The sequence below is a fragment of the Vibrio crassostreae 9ZC13 genome (assembly GCF_000272045.2).
GTDB lineage: Bacteria > Pseudomonadota > Gammaproteobacteria > Enterobacterales > Vibrionaceae > Vibrio > Vibrio crassostreae_C.
This window is the reverse complement of record NZ_AJYZ02000019.1, coordinates 1,215,899-1,236,258: the sequence shown is the minus strand read 5'-3', so window position 1 is coordinate 1,236,258 and position 20,360 is coordinate 1,215,899. Positions and strand designations below refer to the sequence as shown.

The window sequence follows — 20,360 nt, the reverse complement described above, 5'->3', positions numbered from 1 at the left end:
TTTTTATCTTGGGATAACCTGATCTCTGAAATAAATCGCTAGCAAGACTCTCGGTCAATAGTGGTGAAGGTCAACACCATCTTGCTCATTTCAAAGCCTTTTTTCTCAATACGGTCGAGTAGCAGCTTGGCTCCATTTTCTCCCGCTTTATCAAACGCATAGTTAAACGTAGACAGCGTTGGTGTGCATACTGAAGCGAGCTCATCGTCACCTACACCGAGCACCAATATATCCTTTCCTGGAACGAGCCCCGCTTCCTGAATGGCTCTGATCGCACCGATTGCGATACGGTCAGTGGCGCAGAATAGGCCGTCGAGCTTGGTGTGCTCCTTGAGATACTGCTTCGCCAGTTGGTAACCTGATTCTATGGTGAAGTCGCCACGGGCGTGAAATTGCAGTGTGAGGTCGTTAAATTGAAGCGATTGAGCGAAGCCTTCCGATCTCATCTTATCAACCGCAATATCATCACCTTGCACACCGATGAATCCCATATGCTTACAAGCTTTCGCTATGAGGCGATTACCCGCTTCAAACCCTACGCGAGTGTCGTCGTGCACAATGCTTGGGATGTTAAACATTGACCCGTCTTGACCAACCAATACCACGGGTACGGCAGAGCTTTGAATCGCTTTGACTAATTGGTTGTCGAGGTGGGTCGCGTACAGGATGATACCTTCAACACGCCTCTGGTTAAATATCTGAATATATTCAAGTTCTTTATTGTGTGTTTGGTGTGTGCTCGCTAATAATACATGCTTGCCCGCTTGCTCTAATACGGCGGTTAAACCATCGACACCCTGAGAGGTGGCATGGGAAGAAACCCTAGGAACAATCACGCCAACCAGGTTGGTTTTTTGGGACTTTAAGTCTTTAGCGACTTGGTTTGGGAGATAGCCACACTCTTCAACCGCTTTACGCACCTTCACCTTGGTCGCGTCTTTTACGCCATACTCATCATTGATTACTCTTGAAACCGTCGACTTGGAAACTCCAGCGAGACGAGCGACATCATGAAGACTAGCCATTATTCATTATCCAATTGTAATTTTAGTTTTGGGATTGTTTGCAAACAGAGCATCAAATTTACCTGTTATTAGGGGATTTTAACCCTGTCTTCTTATCCTAGGGAGATAATTTGAAGATCATTCTCACACTATTGAGCAGTTATCTTTGATCATTTGTTATTTCTAGGCAAAAATTTGTTTTGCAAACGTTCCCGAAAATTCAAAAGCTCAAATGATAATCCAATGGGGTATGTAATGAATTATCCAAAAATAGCAAAAGAGCTGCTTTCTCTATTAGGTGGTAAAAGTAATATCACCGCACTCGCACACTGCGCGACTCGTCTGCGTCTTGCGGTTGCAGACCAAGATAAAATTGATGAACAGGCGATTGATAACCTAGAAGGGGTTAAGGGCCAGTTTAAAGTGGCAGGTCAATATCAGATCATCTTTGGCTCAGGCATCGTAAACCAAGTTTATGCTGAGTTGGCTAAGCTGACTGAAATGACGGAAATGTCGACCAACGATGTGGCGTCTGCAGGTGCTGACAACCAAAATATCCTGCAACGCGCGGTGAAAGGCCTGTCTGATATTTTTGTACCAATCATTCCGGCGATTGTTGCTGGTGGTTTGTTGATGGGTATCTACAACCTATTGACGGCTCAAGGCTTATTCATTGATGGCAAATCTTTAATCGACGCTAATCCGGGTTTGACCGACTTAGCAAACATGATCAATACATTTGCTAATGCTCCTTTTGTGTACTTACCTATTTTATTAGCATTTTCAGCGAGTAAGAAGTTTGGTGGTAACCCATACCTTGGCGCGGCTTTAGGTATGTTGATGGTTCACCCAGACTTGCTTAACGGCTGGGGCTTCGGTGGCGCATCAGTGTCGGGCAGCATTCCGGTTTGGAACATTTTAGGTTTCGAAATCGAGAAAGTAGGCTATCAAGGTTCAGTACTACCCGTTCTTGTTTCTGCGTTTATTCTAGCGAAAGTTGAGCTTGGGCTGCGTAAAGTTATTCCTTCGGTTCTGGATAACTTGCTAACGCCGCTATTGGCGATTTTCATAACTGGTTTGTTAACATTCACGATTGTTGGTCCATTTACTCGTGATATCGGCTTCCTGCTTGGTGACGGCCTAAATTGGTTATACAACAGTGCTGGCTTCATTGGCGGTGCGGTGTTTGGTTTGATTTATGCGCCGTTTGTTATTACTGGTATGCACCATAGCTTTATTGCTATTGAAACTCAGCTGCTTGCGGATATCGCAACGACTGGCGGTACGTTCATCTTCCCTATCGCGGCGATGTCTAACGTGTCACAAGGTGCAGCGGCACTGGCGGTTGGTTTCATGAGTAAAGATAAGAAAATGAAAGGTATCGCGATTCCTTCTGGTGTGACTGGCTTGCTTGGTATTACTGAACCTGCAATGTTCGGTGTGAACTTGAAGCTTCGCTATCCATTCATTGCTGCGGTTTGTGCCGCTGCGATTTCAAGCGCGTTTATCACGATGTTCAATGTGAAAGCACAAGCACTGGGTGCGGCGGGTATTCCTGGCATCATCTCAATATCACCAGAAAAGATTGGCTACTACGTGGTAGGTATGATTATCGCGTTCGTGACTGCCTTTGCTCTGACCGTTGTTTTAGGTCTGCGCGAGCGCAGCAAGCAAAACATTAAAGCAACAGCTTAACGTTTCTCCCTAGAAGTGAAGCCCCCCTTTTCACTTCATTTCCTAAGCTTTGGGGTGCTAGCTAGGTGATTTGGCTTAGCTAGCCTTTTTATATTTTTACATGACAGCGTGAAGTGTCACCTTGCTTTTGGTTGCTACTGCTTTCGATTGCCATCGCTTTCGGTTGTCATGATTTTCAGTTTTAAGGTAAGAAAGATGAATCAAGTTTGGGTAACTGGAGACGCCGTCGTCGACCTCATTCCGGAGACTGACGCGACATTATTGAAATGTCCGGGCGGTGCGCCTGCTAATGTCGCGGTAGCGATTTCTCGCCTTTTAGGCAAAAGCGCATTTTTTGGCCGAGTGGGTAACGATCCGTTTGGCACTTTTATGGAAGTGACTCTGCAAAAGGAAGGTGTGAATACCGAGCGTTTGGTGAAGGACCCTGAACAACGCACGTCAACCGTGGTGGTCGATCTTGATGACCAAGGCGAGCGTAGCTTTACGTTTATGGTTAAGCCAAGTGCCGACCAGTTTATGTCTGTTGAAGACATTCCCGAATTTAAGAAAAACGAGTGGCTGCACGTCTGCTCAATCTCTTTGGCTAATGAACCAAGCCGAAGCAGTACCTTCGAAGCGATCCGACGTATGAAAGCCGCGGGCGGTTACATCAGCTTCGATCCAAACCTTCGTGATGAAGTGTGGCAAAACCCATCTGAAATTAAGTCTGTGGTCATGAAAGCGGTTGAATTGGCGGATGTGGTTAAATTCTCAGAAGAAGAACTGGATTTCTTAACCGATTCAACTTCGATGAAACAAGGTTTGGCTAACATTGCAGATCTTAACAACACGCTTGTTCTGGTTACGCAGGGCGCGAAAGGCGTTTGGCGAGTATTTGAAAACCAAGGTGTGTTGATTTCAGGTCGCTCAGTGACGCCAGTGGATACCACGGGTGCAGGCGATGCTTTTGTTGGCGGTTTGCTTGCAAAGCTTTCTCAAGATGATGAGTGGAACAATCAACAAGTCGTCGATTCTGCAATTCAGTGGGCGAATGGGTGTGGTGCACTGGCGACCACGCAAAAAGGCGCAATGACCGCACTTCCAACGCAAGAAGCTCTTACTCAGTTTATTCAAAAAGACTCTTCAAATACGAATGCCGTAGAGGAGAGTGTATGAGTTTGAACTCGAACTGGACAGTAGAGCAAAGATATCGCCGTATAGAAGATATTTCTCTAGAGAGTATTGATGCGATGGTAGAGCTTCGCAAACAAGACTCTGGCTATCCAAGCTACCATATTGCGCCTAAGTTTGGTCTGCTTAATGATCCGAATGGTCTGTGTTTCTTTAATGGTGAACACCACCTATTTTACCAATGGACGCCAGTTGGCCCCGTCCATGGTATGAAGTACTGGTACCACCTTTCTACCAAAGACTTCGTTCATTTCGAAGACCACGGCATTGGCTTGCACCCAGACCAAGATTACGACTCTCACGGTGTTTACTCTGGTGGTGCATTGGTTGAAAACGACAATGCATTGTTGTTTTTTACAGGTAACAAGCGCGATGGAAATTGGTTGCGAGTGCCAACTCAATGTTTTGCCAAGATGTCTGCTGACGGCAAAATAGAAAAGCACGGCGTGGTTATCGAAAACGATCACTACACCGAACATTTCCGAGACCCAAAAGTGTGGAAACAGGGCGGCGATTATCTGATGGTTGTGGGTGCTCAAACGCCTCAAAATACTGGCTCTATGGCGCTATATTGCAGCCGAGACCTGATGAATTGGCAGCACAAAGGTCCAATTCAAACTCGTTACAACAACCTTGGCTATATGTGGGAATGCCCAGATTTCTTTGAAATAGAGAATCAGTCGGTGATGCTGTTTTCTCCACAAGGTGTGTCTAGCGAAAATCCATACGATTTCAAAAATATCTACTCGGTGGCTTATATCGTCGGTGACCGCCTAAATCTCGATTCGGTAGAACTGGAAAACCACCAAGATATTGCGCAGCCAGATTATGGCTTCGATTTCTATGCACCACAGACTTATTTAGATGATACAGGCCGCCGTATTCTGATTGCTTGGATTGGTCTGCCTGAGATTAATACACCATCTAATGAGTATCAGTGGGCGGGCATGTTGTCGTTACCACGCGAACTTCAAATCCAAGATGGCTATCTTGTTCAGTCTGCTTTACCTGAATTGAAAGCGCTACAGGGTGAAGCTGTGGTGGTTGAAAATGCTCTTGAATTGGATACAACCAGCTTCATGGTTGAGCTCGAAACGGATACTGACGAGTTTGAGTTTACACTTACTAACGTTGCGGGTGATAACATCGTATTCAGTGCTACAGAAAAGGAGTTCATGCTTGATCGCAGTAAGATGTCTCAGCTCTACGCGGAAGAGTTTGGCTCAGTGAGAAAAGCACCGAGGTTGAGCACCAAGCAAATCATCGAGGTTTATGTTGATAAGTCAGTGATCGAAATCTTTATCAATGGCGGTAAGCACACAATGACCAGCCGTTTCTTCATTGATGACTTGAGTTCATTGTCGATGACTGGTGACGTGAACACCGTTTATCACTCGATGAACCCAATTAAAGGGTTGGACAACTAACCTCCGCTTATCTCCATCAAGAAAGCCGCTGATCAACAGCGGCTTTTGTTTGGTCTGCGACATCACTATTGTGCTAACTCTTTGACCTTGTCCATTCCCCGTAGCCCTGAATCTCAAGTCCATTTAGAACAAACAACCAACGCTAAGGTCGAATGTTATTGAAACTGACCTTCTGCGTTCCGTCATCTTTATTCAATAGCTCCACCACATCGCCTTGATAGTAATACGGTTCCATTGGCATCTCGCTGTTGGTCGGCCTTGCGTAATGCAATACTGCTGGCTTCGCGTCAACTTGCTGTGCGTATAGATAGCCAATCAGCGCATGTTCAAACTGGTGATAACCGTTGCCCCAATGGAAAGCTTTGGTGCGTTTTGGCTCAAGCCCGACACCGCCGTATTTATGGTCGACCCATACATCATGAAAAGTGGGTAGGGTGTATTGCAGGACGTCTTTCATTGAATCATCGACAAGTGAAACCGTCATTGCTGCTTGATCAAGCTCCGCCCATTCCCATGATGAAGCCCAATTTGTGTTTGGTCTGCTTTGCCAGACAGTTATCTCTTGTCCTTTCCACGCTTTCTGAAGTTCTTCGCCATAATATTGGGATACACTCACGAAATTTTTCTGATATTGCGCATGAACGAGAGTGTGTTTCATCCCTTTGATGCCAAACTCTTTCCATTCAGAGTTATTCAATGTTTGGCCTGTAAGGTAAGTCATCCAATACGCTTTGATGGTGTGCCCAAAATCGTTGTGATTAGCATTCGGCATCTTGGCGGCTTTGCTGTGAATGGCCCCGTAGAAGCGTTGTTCATCTTCAGAGTGGTAGTGCTCGACCATGGTTAGTGTCAGCCAACTTAGATCATCAAGCCATCTTGTCTTGGTGGGCTCTGTTAGCAGGGGAGCGACTAACAGCATATAACCGTTAATCTGATCAAGTTGCGCGACCAGTTCACGCTGTGTGGCTTTGCCATCTTCACCATCCGCAAGTACCCAAGCAAGACCGCTGTTGTCGCTAAGTCGATATTTATCAAAGATAAAAGCTTGTTGTGCGATGAGTGCTTCTTCTACCTTTTTGTCTTGAGTCAGGTAGTAGTACATGGCAAGGCCAACTAATGCATACGCTTGATCTTGAGAAGTACGCTGCTGCCAATTTTGGCCTACTTTTCCCTCTTTTGTGTAGCCGATAAAGCCGCCGTTTTGCTTATCTTCTAGCTGATCAATGATGTAGTAGGCTCCTTGCTTGGCAAGCGCTAAAGCCTGCTTATCGCCACTAAGGTGGTAGAGCACGCCATAGGCATAAGTTTGACGTGACTTCATCCGCGTAAACTCTTTGCCAAAGTGTGGCGTGATCCAGCCTTTGTTTAGTTCATGGCACACATCAGAAACATCGAGCAAGGTACCGTCATCACAGCGGAAAGTAGGGAAGTTTCCTACCGGTTCTCCTTGAGCGCTAGGCATTAACCAATAAGGTGCAAGCCCTTCAGTCGCATGGTTGAGCCACTCTTCTCCAGAAGGAAGATGGGCGTTGGCAGATACGGCGAAGCTAGTAATACTGAGTAATGCGATCGTTGCTCGTAACATGATGTTTATCTTAACTATTTGAATTTCTTTGAATATAAACAATCACATCTGCACATTGTGATTAGGCGATCACAATCGACCAAATTAATAAGGTTTAGATAAAAGCTCACAGACTAGTGAGCTTTGGAAGGGTGTCTTGTATTTTATACTGGCTTGCCCGCCTCATCTTCTTCAACCACATCGGTTTCTAAGCTTGCCTCTGCCAGCCATTTTTGTATTGATGGACTGTTCAGCACACGTTGTTGATACTGCGATGCCTTTTCGGAAAGTTGTATTCCATAGGTTTCTACGCGCAATGCGACGGGTGCAAACATCGCATCGGCAATCGACCATTCACCAAATAACCATCCCTCTGGGTATTGTTCCATTTGTGCAGACCATATTGCATCAATACGAGCGATGTCTTTCAGTGCGTCTTCACTCAGTGTGAGCTTTCGTTGTGCGCGGCAGTTCATCGGCATTTCATTTCTGACGGCAAAGAACCCAGAGTGCATCTCGGCGGAAATTGCTCGGGCATGGGCGCGTTCTTTCACTGAGCTAGGCCACGCTGCACCGTCCAAATAGGCATCGTTAACGTATTCGAGAATCGCCAGTGAATCCCACACCGCAACGTCACCATCAACCAGAGTTGGAACTTTGGCTGTTGGTGTCACTGAAGCTAGTGTGTCGTAAAAGTCAGACGTGAATAGCTTGAGCTTGATGATTTCTGCATTCAGGTTGTAGTTGTCGAATATTAGCCATGCGCGCAATGACCAAGTTGAGTAGTTCTGGTTTCCAATATAAAGCTGCATAGTTGCTTCCTTGCGTTTAGTGGGTATGTATTTAGGGGTATGCATTTGAGCTTAGGGGATTGTATTGCGGAGCACTAACGGATAATTTTGATGCAATACATTAATAAAAACGATGGGTGGGTATTTCAATATGGATATTGATGCTTTGCGAGGCTTTCTCGCGTTTGTGGAAACCAGTAGTTTCACTCGTGCAGCGAAACAGATAAATCGTACCCAATCGGCATTCAGTGCTCAGATGCGTAAGTTGGAAGAAGAACTCAACGTCACTCTTTTCCAGAAAGAAGGACGTAATTTAATACTGACTGAAGCTGGCTTAGCGCTGCGTTCTCATGCCGAACAGTTGGTCGCCCTCCACAACACCGCCCTCAAGCAAGTAAAGCGTTATGAAGACAAACAACCTCTGCGACTCGGCTGCCCTGAAGACTACAACGACACCATTCTTCCAAAAGTGATTCGCCTGTTACAGCAAGCAGAACCTACCTGTTCCATTCAAATATTTAGCCTACCAAGTATTAACCTCAGAGAGTGGTTAGATGATGGCCGTTTAGATGCGGCGATTGTCACCAGAGCGCCTGATAGTGAAGAGGGTTACTGGCTTACACATGATGTGGGTGTTTGGATAAGCAGCCCTGACTATGCATTCGATGAGTCTAAACCAGTCCCACTAGCCTTGTTTCAGACCGATTGTAAGTACCACGCAGCGGCAGTGAATGGCTTAACCAAGCAGGGCACGCCTTATCAGTTATTGGCGTGTAGCAATACCGCTTCAGCGCAGCGTGCAATCGTGAAAGCAGGATTAGCGATTGGTGCGATGGGTAAGCTAAGCGTGACTTCAGATTTGAAAATTCTTGATGATATGCCGCCGTTGCCTTCGGTCGATATTGTGCTGATCCTAGCGAGTAAGCATCACCCGGTATTGGATAAAGAAGTGCTCAATCAACTTGTGGAGCTGGGTTCTGAGTAGCTTAGGTTCATCTTCCTATTGGAGGATTCCCAAGCTTTTCAATTTTCGATAAATGGTATTGCGGCTGATACCGAGTATTCTCGAAGTCTTACTTATGTTGCCTTGGTTGGCTTGATAGGTTTGCAGCAAGGTTTCTTCAACGGTACTTCTTAAATCGTTATTAGCTGTACCTTTGGTGGTATTAGGAGGCGTGAGTTGATGCTGATTATCGTGTGCTAATGACGTGAGATGTTGAGCAAGGTGGCTGGGCACATGCTCGAGTGTGAGTTGGGGTTCATCACTTGCTAATAGAGCAGCAACCTTAAGTAAGTTGTCTAATTCGCGGATATTGCCCGGCCAAGAATAGGCGCACAGTAAGCTCATTAAGTGCGGGCAGATTGTCTGTTCGTCTTCGGCGTATTTACGATGAATGTGCTCGATTAATGCGTGTTTGTCTTGTCGGTGTTGTAGGCTCGGCAAGGTGAAGGCTAATCCGTTCAGTCTGTAATAGAGATCTTGCCTAAATTCTCCTGTCGCAACTAACTGTTCTAGGTTTTTATGTGTGGCAGCGATGATCTGACAATCGACTTGATAGCTTTGATTAGAACCAACTGGCACCACGGATTTGTCTTGCAGAACATGCAGTAGTCGGCACTGAGCTTCTAAAGGCATGTCGGCGATCTCATCTAGAAATAGAATCCCTTTATCTGCTTGACGGATCTTACCTTGGAAGCCCTTGTGGCTTGCTCCCGTAAAGGCGCCCGGCGCGTAACCAAACAGTTCAGATTCGATAAGGTCTTTAGGCAGCGCGCCACAATTTACCGCTACCAAGGGCGAAGACTTACGCTGGCTTTGCTTGTGCAGCGCTTTAACAAACTCGCCTTTGCCAACTCCTGTTTCTCCTAAGATCAACAAACTGATCCCTTTATCGATTACCTTGTTGGCTTGCTGCCAAGCGTGTTCGATTTGTTGCTCGCCATGGTGCAAATCACACGATGCTGAAATGGAGCGCGTGCGTTTGGTGGTTGGTTGTTTGAGGTGTTGTTTCTCAAATACAAAAGGCGTGTCTAATGAGGTTCGGTTGAAGAGGGTATCGATACTCTCACCGACGATCGAGGTTTGATCCAATAGTTGAGAGGCGACCTGATTGTGTGCCACCACCTCCCCAGCTTCATTGGCTATTACAATCCCTTGCCAACCACTGTGTAATAACGATTTCTCATATGCGAGGTCGATGCGAGTGGTGCCTTGTGGGATGTGGCTCAGTAGCTGGTTTTCAACAAGCTGAACCATATTTTGAACCAGTAGCTGCACCGAACTGTCGTGCTGTTGCTGCTCACTGGTAATGTCCAATACGCCAACCATGTTCCCTTGGTGATCAAACACAGGGCTTGCTGAACAGCTGATAAATCGATGCTGGTGGATGAAGTGCTGCTCACCAATGATGGTCACGGGTTTAGCTTCAACAATCGCGGTGCCAATCGCGTTGGTGCCCTTAAGTTGTTCCTGCCAACACGCTCCTGAGCTGAGTGCAATTGATGTCAGCTTCTCCTTAAACCGCTCCTGTCCCCAACTCGCCAGAATCACCCCTTCAATATCGGTCAGAATCAAACGACTGTCGGTACGAGCAAACATCTGGTTGAACAAAGGCAGCGCATTGCGTTCGACGATGTGGATCAAGTCAGCCGATTGATGACGTCGCTGCTTAAGAATCGATTGTGGTAGGCGAATGTCTTCAGGAAGTCGTCTCTGTTTTAGACCCGCTTCTGTGCTGCGGTGCCAAGAGGACGAAAGCCAATCTGAGGTGTTTGCTTGTTGAAGGTGCATGACTGTTCCATGTCGTAACAGTGAGGGTGTACCAATTTGGAACAGTTGAACACTGGAGTGGTTTCCATACGTCCGTTCAATGCCAACTCACTTTGGGTTGTAAACGTTTGGTAATCATAGTTTTACAATTTATTAACAACAAGTTTTGAAGTTCTCGCGTGTGATTTGCGTTGTTACTGTTGTGAAGAAAACACGAAGTATCAGTGTTTTAAACAGAAAGCATAAACATGGGCGTCTCGCCATGAGTTCTTTTCTCAAGGGGAGCCGCCACAAAAATAAGACAGCTCTAGCTCAATAACGAATATCAAATCGAAGAAGGATCTAACTATGATTTACGCACAGCCGGGTAGTGACAACGCAGTGGTGAACTTTAAAGCTCAATACGATAACTTTATCGGTGGCGAGTGGGTGAAGCCTGTCAGCGGCGAGTATTTTGATAACACTTCCCCAGTGAATGGTCAGGTGTATTGCCAAGTGGCACGTTCAACAGAGGCAGACATTAGCTTGGCACTCGATGCGGCGCATGCGGCTCGTGCTCGTTGGGCTGCGACCAGTGTGACAGAACGTTCCAATATCCTACTTAAAATTTCCGATCGCATTGAAGCGCACCTAGAAGAAATCGCGGTGGCGGAGACGTGGGAAAACGGCAAGCCTGTGCGTGAAACTCTAGCGGCAGACATCCCGTTAGTTGTTGACCACTTCCGTTACTTTGCAGGCTGTATTCGGGCGCAAGAAGGCAGCGCAGCCGAGCTAGATTCAAACACCGCGAGCTACCACTTCCCAGAACCCATCGGTGTGGTGGGGCAGATCATTCCTTGGAACTTCCCGATTTTAATGGCGGCTTGGAAATTGGCGCCAGCACTGGCTGCGGGTTGCTGTGTTGTGATGAAGCCAGCGGAGCAAACACCGACATCGATCTTAGTGATGATGGAGAAGATCGCTGATCTTCTACCTGCAGGCGTAGTCAACATCGTCAATGGTTTTGGTAGTGAAGCGGGTCAAGCGTTAGCAACCAGCGATCGTTTGGCGAAATTGGCATTTACCGGTTCGACAGAAGTCGGCCACCACATCCTGAAATGTGCCGCTGAAAGCTTGATTCCATCAACGGTTGAGCTTGGCGGTAAGTCTCCAAACATCTACTTCCCAGACATCTTTAACCATGAAGACGAATACCTTGATAAGTGTGTCGAAGGCATGTTGCTGGCGTTCTTCAACCAAGGTGAAGTGTGTACCTGTCCATCACGTGTGCTGATCCATGAATCGGTGTACGACAAGTTCATCGCCAAGGTGGTCGAGCGTGCTCAAACTATTAAACAAGGTAACCCGCTAGATACTGATACTCAGGTTGGCGCACAAGCTTCAAAAGAGCAGTTCGATAAGATTCTGAGCTACCTAGAAATCGGTCGCCAAGAAGGCGCTAAAGTGCTGACAGGTGGCGAAGTTGCGCAGCAATCTGATGATCTCGGTAATGGTTATTACATCCAGCCAACTATGTTGGAAGGGCACAACAAGATGCGTGTATTCCAAGAAGAGATCTTTGGCCCTGTTATCGCGGTGACGACGTTTAAAGACGAAGCAGAAGCGTTAGAGATCGCCAACGATACCGAATATGGCTTGGGTGCAGGCGTGTGGACACGTGATGCAAACCTCGCGTATCGCATGGGACGCAGCATTGAAGCCGGCCGTATCTGGGTGAACTGTTACCACGCTTATCCAGCACATGCCGCATTTGGTGGTTACAAGAAATCGGGCATCGGACGTGAGACACACAAGATGATGCTCGATCACTACCAAAACACCAAGAACCTGCTGATCAGCTACGATACGAATCCTTTAGGCTTTTTCTAAAATAGATAGGCTCTAGAGCAGTGTATTAGGAAGTCACTAACAGCGAGTTGGTTTAAATAAAAACATAAACGAAAAGCAAAACGCCAAGTTCTTATGAGCTTGGCGTTTTTATGTTTGAAGTGATCTAGTTATTCGAAAAGAAGACCTCTGGCTTGTGGACTGGACCATAGTTGCCTTCTAGTTGGGTAAGTTCTAATCCTTGTTTGCCTATCAAAGAGCCGACCAATTGGCGGTTAAACGGGTAGCTGTCGGGGTTGTTAATATATTCTTCAACATCTATCCATTTAGCTTCTGCAATTTCATCAGTGTCTTGAATCGCAATTTCTTGAGTTTGAGCGATAAGGTGACAAATAAAGTAGAGGTTTGATTTACCGAATTGATACGGGTGTCTTGTCGCCATGCCAACCACAGAAACGAACGTTGCCTTGATACCGGTTTCTTCCAAGGTTTCTCGAACCACCGATTCTTCAATGCCTTCACCCAACTCAATATGACCGCCCGGTAACTTGTAGCCCGTCATGCCGTGTTCTTTAATCATCAGCACTTGGTTGTGTTCGTTAGTGATCAAGGCGCCTGCGCCCAAGGTGTGGGTCGGAATGAAAGGCACAAACTCTACAATCTCGGATTTGTGGATCAGCGTAATCTCGTCTTCTAAGCAGTTGTGAAACACAAAGCCAAGCTCAGTCGCTACAGGGATAAGGTGCGAGAGTGAAATAGGCAAGCTAATCCAAATAATGCCTTTGCTATTCTGCTTTGAAAATTCGGTGATCTCGCTGAGTTCGGCATTGAATGAGTCAACATCGTGAGGGGCTGTTGCTGGGTCGATGATGATGCCGTTAAATTTGTCGAGCGTAAATTCCACGGGTGATCCTTTATTATTTTGATTTATTGGGCGTCGAGCATAGTCTGAGCTTATAACATCTTAAGGGCTTATAACACCTGCATGGCTTGTGGGATCTTCTTTGCTTGTAAAGCGGGAGGTTAGAAACAAAAACTGCGCTTGGAAGCCAAAGCGCAGTTTTGAAATGAGGTCTATTTAGATTCGACTCTAACGAATATAGTTCGCGTTAATACTCACGTACCAGTGTTGAAGCTTGCCATCAGATTTCTTGATCCACAAATCGTTGGTGTAGCTATCAATCTTACCGTTAACCGTCAGGTTGAATGTGTTCTCGTCGAATTCGCCAAGCTTCACGAACTGGTCCGTGGTAATCAGGAATGGGTCCATGTCGTCTACACCAACCACATCTGAAATCACATAGTAGTGGTAAGTCAGCGGCTTGCTCGCATCATTCGGGTTGCTGCGATACGCAACAAGCTTGAATGGTTCCGTTAATGGAACGTCGAGCGTTTGCTTGTCCATGGTCGCTGGAATTGGAATAAACAGCCAAGCGGTAAACAGACCGCTCAATAAAACCATCAGGAAGAAAAGAGTCTTAATTGCTTTCATAGCAACCTTCAAAATATGGGGGATGTTAATGGGGCTATGGTAACTAGGGAGAGTAAAGATGCAAGCTCTGTTATTACCCTATCTTATCTCAGCTTAATCTAGCGCAAAGAAAGCGGTTCGGTTAACTCGAAATGTAAACACGAGTGCTTAACTCTTGATTATGGCTTAAGAGAATTCGTTATTTGAACCAATCTTGGTTTTTAACCAGTCTCTCGAAACAAGGCGAAGAACTGTCGCGAAATGACCTATATAGATAAAATTCAGTACGATAAGAATAGCGCATGAATATTTTTTGAGCGTTTTCTTATGCATTTAAATCCACGGTTAAGTGGCGAATACCATTCTTATGTCGATCACTCATTTCGTATCGATTGTTCACTTGGCTCCAATCCATTTGGCGCACCAGAAATTCCTGAACATGTGATCAAAGATATTATCTACGGTATTGATAAGTACTATTGCCACAGGGAGCTTTCGGAGCTGACTTATCTGACTCGCCAGTTTATTGGGATTGAAGATTGTCGTATTACGTACACCACGGGCTCTCTTGGGGCGCTAGAACTTATCTTCAATAAACTTATCGATCACAACAATCGCACCATGATAGGCATTGGCCCTCAGTTTGTTGAAGCAGTATCAGAGTTCACTTTGGTGGGCGGGAAGTACCAGTCCATCAACATGTTTGATTATCAAAACGAGTCGGATCTGTTCGGTGTGTTGGCATCAAAAATAAGCAGTCAAAATCCTGCCTTGGTGTATATCGATAATCCCAACAACCCAACGGGTCGAATCTACGACAGAGCTTATCTGGTCGAGATAGCGAGAGTATGTGAGCGTTCTGGCGCTATTTTGATTGTCGACGAGGCATATGGTGAATACCTGACCCCTGAGCAGTCTATGCTCGATCAGACCTTAGTCTTGGACAACTTAATAGTTTTACGAACCTTTTCTAAAGGTTTAGGGCTCGCTGGGATTCGACTCGGTTACTTAGCCAGCAGTGAAAACCTGACTTCTGCAATCGAAGCTGCGGTGAGTGTGTTTACGCCGACTTACCCCTCAATAAAAATCGCATCGGCGACCTTACCCAATGCAAAACACTTCTTAGAAATGAACCGCAGCAAAACTGAATACTTTAAGCAGCAAATGATCGGCTTGTTGTCTGAGAACAATATTGAGGTGGTTGGCACGTCAATATCGACGCCCATTATGTTGTTGAAAAAGAGAGGAACTCACCTTTCAAAGCTATTTGAGAGTATCGGTATCAAGACATGTTCGGGTGTCAATTTTGCTATTACGTGCGACGCGATGACTGAAGAGTATGTTCGATTACGAATTGTTGGCAATGATATAGATTTAGAAGCGTTAAAGCAGCGTATTAAGCAGTTATAAAAGCAACCGTTATAAAATCAGTAGGCATAAAAAAGCCCGCACCTTGCGTTTACAAAGTGCGGGCTAAATTCATCTGGCTACTTGTTTAAGTAAGCAGCGTGGAACTCAATGTGTTCATCAATAAAGCTAGAGATGAAGTAGTAGCTGTGGTCGTAACCAGGCTGCATACGTAGATCTAAATCGGCATTGGTTACCTTAGCGGCTTCGACTAATTGCTCAGGTTTAAGCTGTTCAATCAGGAAGTTATCGGCTTCACCTTGGTCGACCAACATTGGCAGTTTAGTGCCTTTGGTTTTTAGAAGCTCAGAGGCATCGTAGTGTTTCCACTCTTCAATATCCAAGCCTAGGTATTGGTTGAAGGCTTTTTGTCCCCAAGGGCATTGCATTGGGTTGGTGATTGGGCTGAATGCAGAGATAGAACGGTAGCTATCTTCGTTTTTAATGCCAATCGTTAGGGCACCATGTCCGCCCATGCTGTGACCAGAAATCGATTTTACGGATGTAACAGGGAAGAACGACTCAATTAATGCAGGGAGCTCTGTTACCACGTAATCGTACATGTGGTAATGGCTGTCCCATGGCGCTTGAGTGGCATTCACATAGAAGCCTGCACCTTGGCCGAGATCGTAATTTTCATCGTCGGCAACACCTTCGCCACGTGGGCTAGTGTCTGGTGCAACAATCGCGATGCCTTGCTCAGCCGAGGCTTTGAAAGCGCCGGCTTTTTGCATGAAGTTTTCATCGGTACAGGTTAAGCCTGACAACCAATACAAAACAGGAACTGGGTTTTCTTTGCTTGCGTTAGGTGGCAAGAAAATCGCAAAACGCATGTTGCAGTCAAGCGTTGCAGAAAAGTGGGTGTATTGTTTGTGCCAACCACCAGCAACCTTTGCTTGGCTAATGTTTTCGATTGTCATCTATTGTGCTCCGTTAGGTTGATGGTTTGGGAGTAAATTTGTCTATATTACATAAAGTTTCACCACCCACCGGGCAGGAGGTGGTGAAGACAGTTTGTTGCTATTCATTTGTAGCTGTGGCCTCGATGCTCGAAAGAATCGAGGCCAAGATGTGTTACTTATCCATGTGTAGAACAGTACGGATAGATTCACCTTTATGCATTAGGTCGAATGCTTCGTTTACGTCTTGCAGACCCATTGTATGAGTGATGAACTCTTGAAGACCAAACTCACCCGCCATGTAACGGTTTACGATTTCTGGAAGCTCAGAGCGGCCTTTAACACCACCGAAAGCAGAACCACGCCATACACGACCAGTCACTAGTTGGAATGGACGAGTTGCGATCTCTTGGCCAGCACCTGCAACACCAATGATGACTGATTCGCCCCAACCTTTGTGACAGCACTCAAGCGCTTGACGCATCACGTTTACGTTACCGATACACTCGAAAGAGTACTCAACACCACCGTCTGTCATCTCAACGATAACGTCTTGGATTGGCTTGTCGAATTTAGTTGGGTTGATGCAGTCAGTCGCGCCAAGCTGTTTTGCTAGCTCGAATTTGCTCTCGTTGATATCAACACCGATGATGCGGTCAGCACCAGCCATGCGAGCACCAATGATTGCAGAAAGACCGATACCACCTAGGCCGAATACAGCAACGTTGTCGCCTTTTTCAACTTTAGCTGTGTTAAGTACCGCGCCCATACCCGTAGTTACACCACAACCTAGAAGACAAACTTCTTCAAGTGGTGCTTCTTTGCTTACTTTCGCTAGAGATATTTCTGGAAGTACTGTGTACTCAGAGAAAGTAGAGCAACCCATGTAATGGAAAATTGTTTCGCCATTGATAGAGAAGCGGCTTGTACCGTCTGGCATTAGGCCTTTACCTTGCGTTTCACGAACCGCTTGGCATAGGTTAGTTTTACCAGATTTACAGAACTTACATTCGCCACATTCAGCTGTGTAAAGTGGGATAACGTGGTCGCCAATCTCAACACTTGTAACGCCTTCGCCGATCATCTCAACGATACCACCACCTTCGTGACCAAGAATTGAAGGGAAGATACCTTCTGGATCGTCACCTGATAATGTGAATGCGTCAGTGTGACAAACACCAGTAGCAACGATGCGAACTAGAACCTCACCAGCTTTAGGAAGTTGTACATCAACTTCTTCCATTTTTAGTGGCTCGCCAGCTGCCCATGCAACCATTGCTTTTGATTTGATATGCGTTTGACCAGGTTTAATTTCGATTGTCATTGGATGTTTCCTATATGTCAGTACAGCGGATAACTGTGCAATTAAATTCAACCCGTTAAGCGTAGTTGAGCTTAATTGTTTCCGCTCTCTCGTTTTGTTGGAGCTAGTATAGGTGTGAGTGCGAGTTTTGATAATCCCCTTAAATAGAAAATGATTATTACGTATTTGTAATAATTGGTATTAGGGGTCTGCCCGACTTAGTGGTCGTAAACCTTGAGACCAACAAGCCACTTTTAGGAAAGGACTGACATTCTTGAACCGCTTGAATGCATTGCTACCATTGATGTTCGGTTGCTCGATGTGTGATGGTTTGTATACTTTCATCTGATTTGTATTATCAAATCATTGACGCTTGTGATGCTGGCTAATCAATTGAATTTTAAGGATTGAAGCAAGGTCGCATAAGCACTCTGCATACGACGTTTTGTAAGATATCAGAAACAATAGTGTCATTTTTCTCACTTAATCTCCTCGCCAAATTTTGAGTTCTAACTTTTTGGGAAGAGAAAATGAAAAAGAGTACATTGACCGTACTGTCAGGCTTGATAGCTGCCACATTAGCGGGTTGTAATTCAAGTTCGCCAAGTGACGACAGCGGTAATCTAGAGAGTGCAGTGCAAGTCGCATTCATGCCTGATATCCATTTTCATGACGTTTACGGTGATTTTAAAGACGGTTCGTTTGCTGGGCTCTACAACTCAGATAGTGGTGAGTATGCGACAATTCGAACGATGGAGTCGCAGATGAACTCTACTCGTCTGTTCAATGAAAACTACTTTGCGATGATCGCAGCGCTTGATGATGTGGTTGAGCGTGGCGTGAAATACGTAGCCCTGCCGGGTGACTTCAGTGACGACGGCCAGCCGATTCATATGCGTGGCTTAGTTAGCATTTTTGATCACTATCGCGACACGTACGGCCTTGAGTTTTTCGCCGCCCCAGGCAACCACGATCCAGTGAGGCCATTTACTATCCCTGCGGGTAAGTCCGACTTTTTAGGTGAAGGGGGCAAGAACCAACGTATTTATAGTCGCGGTAAAGAAGAGTGTGTTGGCTATGAAGATGAGTGGACAACTATTCCCGGTGACGGCGATAACCTAGCAACCATCTGTACTGAAGAAGTGCGTGAGTGGGGCTATGAAGAGATCATGAGTATCCTTGGTACTCACGGCTTCTACCCTCAGCAAGATTATCTCTACTTTGAAACCCCTTATAGCAGTGCGCAAGCTCGTACCAATTACAGCTATGAATTAGCGAAAGAAGAAGCAGCTTTTGATAAGCGCATGTACGAGATCTGTTATGAAGGAACAGGTGGTAGTTATAAAGAGAATGGCTACTCAAGTTGTTCTGAAGTGCCGGATACCAGTTACTTAGTCGAGCCAGTCAAAGGCTTGTGGCTGTTGGCCATTGACGCAAATGTTTATCGCCCGAAAGAAAACTCGTCTGATAGCTCTGTCGATGGAAACACGTTCGATGGTTCAAGCAGTGCTGGCTACAACATGATGCTGACCCACAAAGAACACGTGATCGATTGGATCTCTGATGTAGTAAAAGCAGCGAAAGAACAGAATAAGACGCTTGTTTCCTTCTCGCACTTCCCAATGACAGATTTCTACAACGGTGCCTCTGAAGAGATTGAGGATCTGTTTGGTGAAGGAAGCCATCAACTGGCTCGTGAGCCGGATGACAATACTAGCCGAGCATTAGCTGCTACTGGCCTAAATATCCACGTTGGTGGCCACATGCACTTTAACGATACGGGTAAGAAGAGCTTCAATATCGATGGTGTACAGCACACACTCTTTAATATTCAAGCACCATCGCTAGCGGGTTATATTCCGGCCTACAAGCTATTGAACATTCGCCCTGATAACCAAATCGAAGTCGAAACCGTAGTGATTGACCAAGTGGCACGTTATAACGAGTTGTTTAGTCACTATGAAGAAGAGCATGCGTACTTAACTGCAAGCGCGGGCGATGACGAAGAAGCACAAGCGAAAATCTGGAACAAAGATATTCTGAATTCAGAGAGCTACTACGAACTGACCGATTGGCACATCCGCGAACTAACACGTCTACGCTTCCTGCCGGGTGACTGGCCGTTAGAGATGCGCGCTATGATCATGGAAATGAATGGCGAAGAGATGATGATCATGTCTCAACTAGAAACGCAGTTCACGGTTTGTCAATTAGCCGACAAGTTGGGTTATCCAGTTGAAGGCTGTACTGCAAATGGTGTCGTTAATGAGGAACAGTTCCAGAAAGATTGGCAGGCAGCCAAAGTAGAAGCTGAGTTTTTGGCATCTACTGAGGGGTTAAGCTTAGCTGACTTTGCAGAGTGGAGCGGTGAGCTACTAGCGACAGATTTCTACCGACTACGTAACGCAGACGAACTGGCGTTCCGTGATATCGGTGAAACACAACTGCGCCAATACGAACTGCTAAGCCGTGAGCTTGCTGAGTTTGACGGCACCGTGGATTCAGAACTGGGCGATCTTGGCCAATATACAGTCGGAGAGGTGTTCCGCTCTCGTTTCGGTAGCTTGTTCGTGATTCTTGAAAAATTCGCAACAGGTCAAGCGAGTGACCACTTCTTGATTGATATCGACCAACAAACCCTGACTGATCTGAAAGGTGAAGTTAAGCGCGATATTTTAAGAGACTCTACATCAGTAAACTAAGCGTTACGGCTTTGTTTTTAAAAGACTAAACACCTTAGTTGCTCGATTGCAAAAGAGCCTGTTAGCCATGAGTTAGCGGGCTCTTTTATTTTATATAAGGATGAGTTATCTAAGATATATTCATTGAGTTTTTTGGTTAAGAGTTTTTAGGGTACGTCATAATAATTGCTTACTGAAAATCGCATGAATTGGAAATAAAACTACAATATTCTGAGCACCGTATTTTATTGTTGTGGACTCGAACATGCTTCTATCTCTCCCACCACCAGTGATGCTGTCACTTGCCATTGTGCTTGAAGTTGTCGCGACTTCTCTATTACCTAAAACGCA

15 protein-coding genes are annotated in these 20,360 nt (G+C 45.7%); 7 read left to right on the top strand and 8 right to left on the bottom strand.

The window, feature by feature from the left end; genetic code table 11:
• Positions 1 to 38 precede the first annotated feature (38 nt).
• Complete coding sequence (locus A136_RS06655) at positions 39 to 1,025, bottom strand: LacI family DNA-binding transcriptional regulator (RefSeq protein WP_017064973.1); 987 nt, start codon at positions 1,023 to 1,025, stop codon at positions 39 to 41.
• A 234-nt stretch (positions 1,026 to 1,259) separates the two neighbouring features.
• Here A136_RS06655 and A136_RS06650 point away from each other — a divergent pair, with 234 nt between their 5' ends.
• The 3 genes from A136_RS06650 (at position 1,260) to A136_RS06640 (ending at position 5,296) form a co-directional block, all read left to right on the top strand.
• On the top strand, positions 1,260 to 2,699 hold the full coding sequence (locus tag A136_RS06650; protein WP_017064972.1) for a sucrose-specific PTS transporter subunit IIBC: 1,440 nt from the start codon (positions 1,260 to 1,262) through the stop codon (positions 2,697 to 2,699).
• Between the two features lie 195 nt (positions 2,700 to 2,894).
• Positions 2,895 to 3,854, top strand: coding sequence for an aminoimidazole riboside kinase (locus A136_RS06645; RefSeq protein WP_017064971.1), 960 nt, complete (start codon positions 2,895 to 2,897; stop codon positions 3,852 to 3,854).
• Positions 3,851 to 5,296 (top strand): sucrose-6-phosphate hydrolase, encoded by a 1,446-nt coding sequence (locus A136_RS06640; RefSeq protein WP_017064970.1) that lies wholly within the window; start codon positions 3,851 to 3,853, stop codon positions 5,294 to 5,296. The genes A136_RS06645 and A136_RS06640 overlap by 4 nt, the downstream gene beginning before the upstream one ends.
• A gap of 142 nt (positions 5,297 to 5,438) precedes the next feature.
• Here the strand turns inward: A136_RS06640 and A136_RS06635 are convergent, their stop codons facing one another.
• Positions 5,439 to 6,881: an N-acylglucosamine 2-epimerase gene (locus A136_RS06635; protein WP_017064969.1), complete on the bottom strand. Its 1,443-nt coding sequence runs from the start codon at positions 6,879 to 6,881 to the stop codon at positions 5,439 to 5,441.
• A 143-nt stretch (positions 6,882 to 7,024) separates the two neighbouring features.
• Positions 7,025 to 7,672, bottom strand: a complete 648-nt coding sequence (locus A136_RS06630) for a glutathione S-transferase family protein (RefSeq protein WP_017064968.1) — start codon at positions 7,670 to 7,672, stop codon at positions 7,025 to 7,027.
• A 112-nt stretch (positions 7,673 to 7,784) separates the two neighbouring features.
• Between A136_RS06630 and A136_RS06625 the strand changes: the two genes are divergently transcribed.
• Entirely contained in the window at positions 7,785 to 8,636 is an 852-nt protein-coding gene (locus tag A136_RS06625) for a LysR family transcriptional regulator (RefSeq protein WP_029235270.1), read from the top strand.
• Positions 8,637 to 8,651: 15 nt separating this feature from the next.
• Here the strand turns inward: A136_RS06625 and A136_RS06620 are convergent, their stop codons facing one another.
• Positions 8,652 to 10,442: a sigma-54-dependent Fis family transcriptional regulator gene (locus A136_RS06620; RefSeq protein WP_017064966.1), complete on the bottom strand. Its 1,791-nt coding sequence runs from the start codon at positions 10,440 to 10,442 to the stop codon at positions 8,652 to 8,654.
• Between the two features lie 327 nt (positions 10,443 to 10,769).
• Between A136_RS06620 and exaC the strand changes: the two genes are divergently transcribed.
• Positions 10,770 to 12,290: an acetaldehyde dehydrogenase ExaC gene (gene exaC, locus A136_RS06615; RefSeq protein ID WP_017064965.1), complete on the top strand. Its 1,521-nt coding sequence runs from the start codon at positions 10,770 to 10,772 to the stop codon at positions 12,288 to 12,290.
• A 124-nt stretch (positions 12,291 to 12,414) separates the two neighbouring features.
• Here the strand turns inward: exaC and A136_RS06610 are convergent, their stop codons facing one another.
• Positions 12,415 to 13,152 carry an NUDIX hydrolase gene (locus tag A136_RS06610; RefSeq protein ID WP_017064964.1) on the bottom strand — a complete coding sequence of 246 codons (738 nt, stop codon included), beginning with the start codon at positions 13,150 to 13,152 and terminating at the stop codon, positions 12,415 to 12,417.
• A gap of 186 nt (positions 13,153 to 13,338) precedes the next feature.
• A complete protein-coding gene (locus A136_RS06605) occupies positions 13,339 to 13,740 on the bottom strand; it encodes a hypothetical protein (RefSeq protein ID WP_017061631.1) in 402 nt (133 codons plus the stop codon).
• Positions 13,741 to 14,046: 306 nt separating this feature from the next.
• Here A136_RS06605 and A136_RS06600 point away from each other — a divergent pair, with 306 nt between their 5' ends.
• Positions 14,047 to 15,129, top strand: coding sequence for a pyridoxal phosphate-dependent aminotransferase (locus A136_RS06600; RefSeq protein ID WP_017064963.1), 1,083 nt, complete (start codon positions 14,047 to 14,049; stop codon positions 15,127 to 15,129).
• A 77-nt stretch (positions 15,130 to 15,206) separates the two neighbouring features.
• On the opposite strand, the gene fghA is transcribed toward A136_RS06600, so the two are convergent.
• Both fghA and A136_RS06590 read right to left on the bottom strand, forming a co-directional pair.
• Positions 15,207 to 16,046, bottom strand: coding sequence for an S-formylglutathione hydrolase (gene fghA, locus A136_RS06595; protein WP_017064962.1), 840 nt, complete (start codon positions 16,044 to 16,046; stop codon positions 15,207 to 15,209).
• A gap of 154 nt (positions 16,047 to 16,200) precedes the next feature.
• Complete coding sequence (locus A136_RS06590; RefSeq protein ID WP_017064961.1) at positions 16,201 to 17,349, bottom strand: S-(hydroxymethyl)glutathione dehydrogenase/class III alcohol dehydrogenase; 1,149 nt, start codon at positions 17,347 to 17,349, stop codon at positions 16,201 to 16,203.
• A 509-nt stretch (positions 17,350 to 17,858) separates the two neighbouring features.
• Between A136_RS06590 and A136_RS06585 the strand changes: the two genes are divergently transcribed.
• Positions 17,859 to 20,030 (top strand): metallophosphoesterase, encoded by a 2,172-nt coding sequence (locus A136_RS06585; protein WP_017064960.1) that lies wholly within the window; start codon positions 17,859 to 17,861, stop codon positions 20,028 to 20,030.
• Positions 20,031 to 20,360 lie beyond the last annotated feature (330 nt).

What these genes read in the sequence shown, in the direction of transcription:
- A136_RS06655 (WP_017064973.1), bottom strand. Translation starts at nt 1,025, where the DNA reads ATGGCTAGTCTTCATGATGTCGCTCGTCTCGCTGGAGTTTCCAAGTCG.
- A136_RS06650 (WP_017064972.1), top strand. Translation starts at nt 1,260, where the DNA reads ATGAATTATCCAAAAATAGCAAAAGAGCTGCTTTCTCTATTAGGTGGT.
- A136_RS06645 (WP_017064971.1), top strand. Translation starts at nt 2,895, where the DNA reads ATGAATCAAGTTTGGGTAACTGGAGACGCCGTCGTCGACCTCATTCCG.
- A136_RS06640 (WP_017064970.1), top strand. Translation starts at nt 3,851, where the DNA reads ATGAGTTTGAACTCGAACTGGACAGTAGAGCAAAGATATCGCCGTATA.
- A136_RS06635 (WP_017064969.1), bottom strand. Translation starts at nt 6,881, where the DNA reads ATGTTACGAGCAACGATCGCATTACTCAGTATTACTAGCTTCGCCGTA.
- A136_RS06630 (WP_017064968.1), bottom strand. Translation starts at nt 7,672, where the DNA reads ATGCAGCTTTATATTGGAAACCAGAACTACTCAACTTGGTCATTGCGC.
- A136_RS06625 (WP_029235270.1), top strand. Translation starts at nt 7,785, where the DNA reads ATGGGTGGGTATTTCAATATGGATATTGATGCTTTGCGAGGCTTTCTC.
- A136_RS06620 (WP_017064966.1), bottom strand. Translation starts at nt 10,442, where the DNA reads ATGCACCTTCAACAAGCAAACACCTCAGATTGGCTTTCGTCCTCTTGG.
- exaC (WP_017064965.1), top strand. Translation starts at nt 10,770, where the DNA reads ATGATTTACGCACAGCCGGGTAGTGACAACGCAGTGGTGAACTTTAAA.
- A136_RS06605 (WP_017061631.1), bottom strand. Translation starts at nt 13,740, where the DNA reads ATGAAAGCAATTAAGACTCTTTTCTTCCTGATGGTTTTATTGAGCGGT.
- A136_RS06600 (WP_017064963.1), top strand. Translation starts at nt 14,047, where the DNA reads ATGCATTTAAATCCACGGTTAAGTGGCGAATACCATTCTTATGTCGAT.
- fghA (WP_017064962.1), bottom strand. Translation starts at nt 16,046, where the DNA reads ATGACAATCGAAAACATTAGCCAAGCAAAGGTTGCTGGTGGTTGGCAC.
- A136_RS06590 (WP_017064961.1), bottom strand. Translation starts at nt 17,349, where the DNA reads ATGACAATCGAAATTAAACCTGGTCAAACGCATATCAAATCAAAAGCA.
- A136_RS06585 (WP_017064960.1), top strand. Translation starts at nt 17,859, where the DNA reads ATGAAAAAGAGTACATTGACCGTACTGTCAGGCTTGATAGCTGCCACA.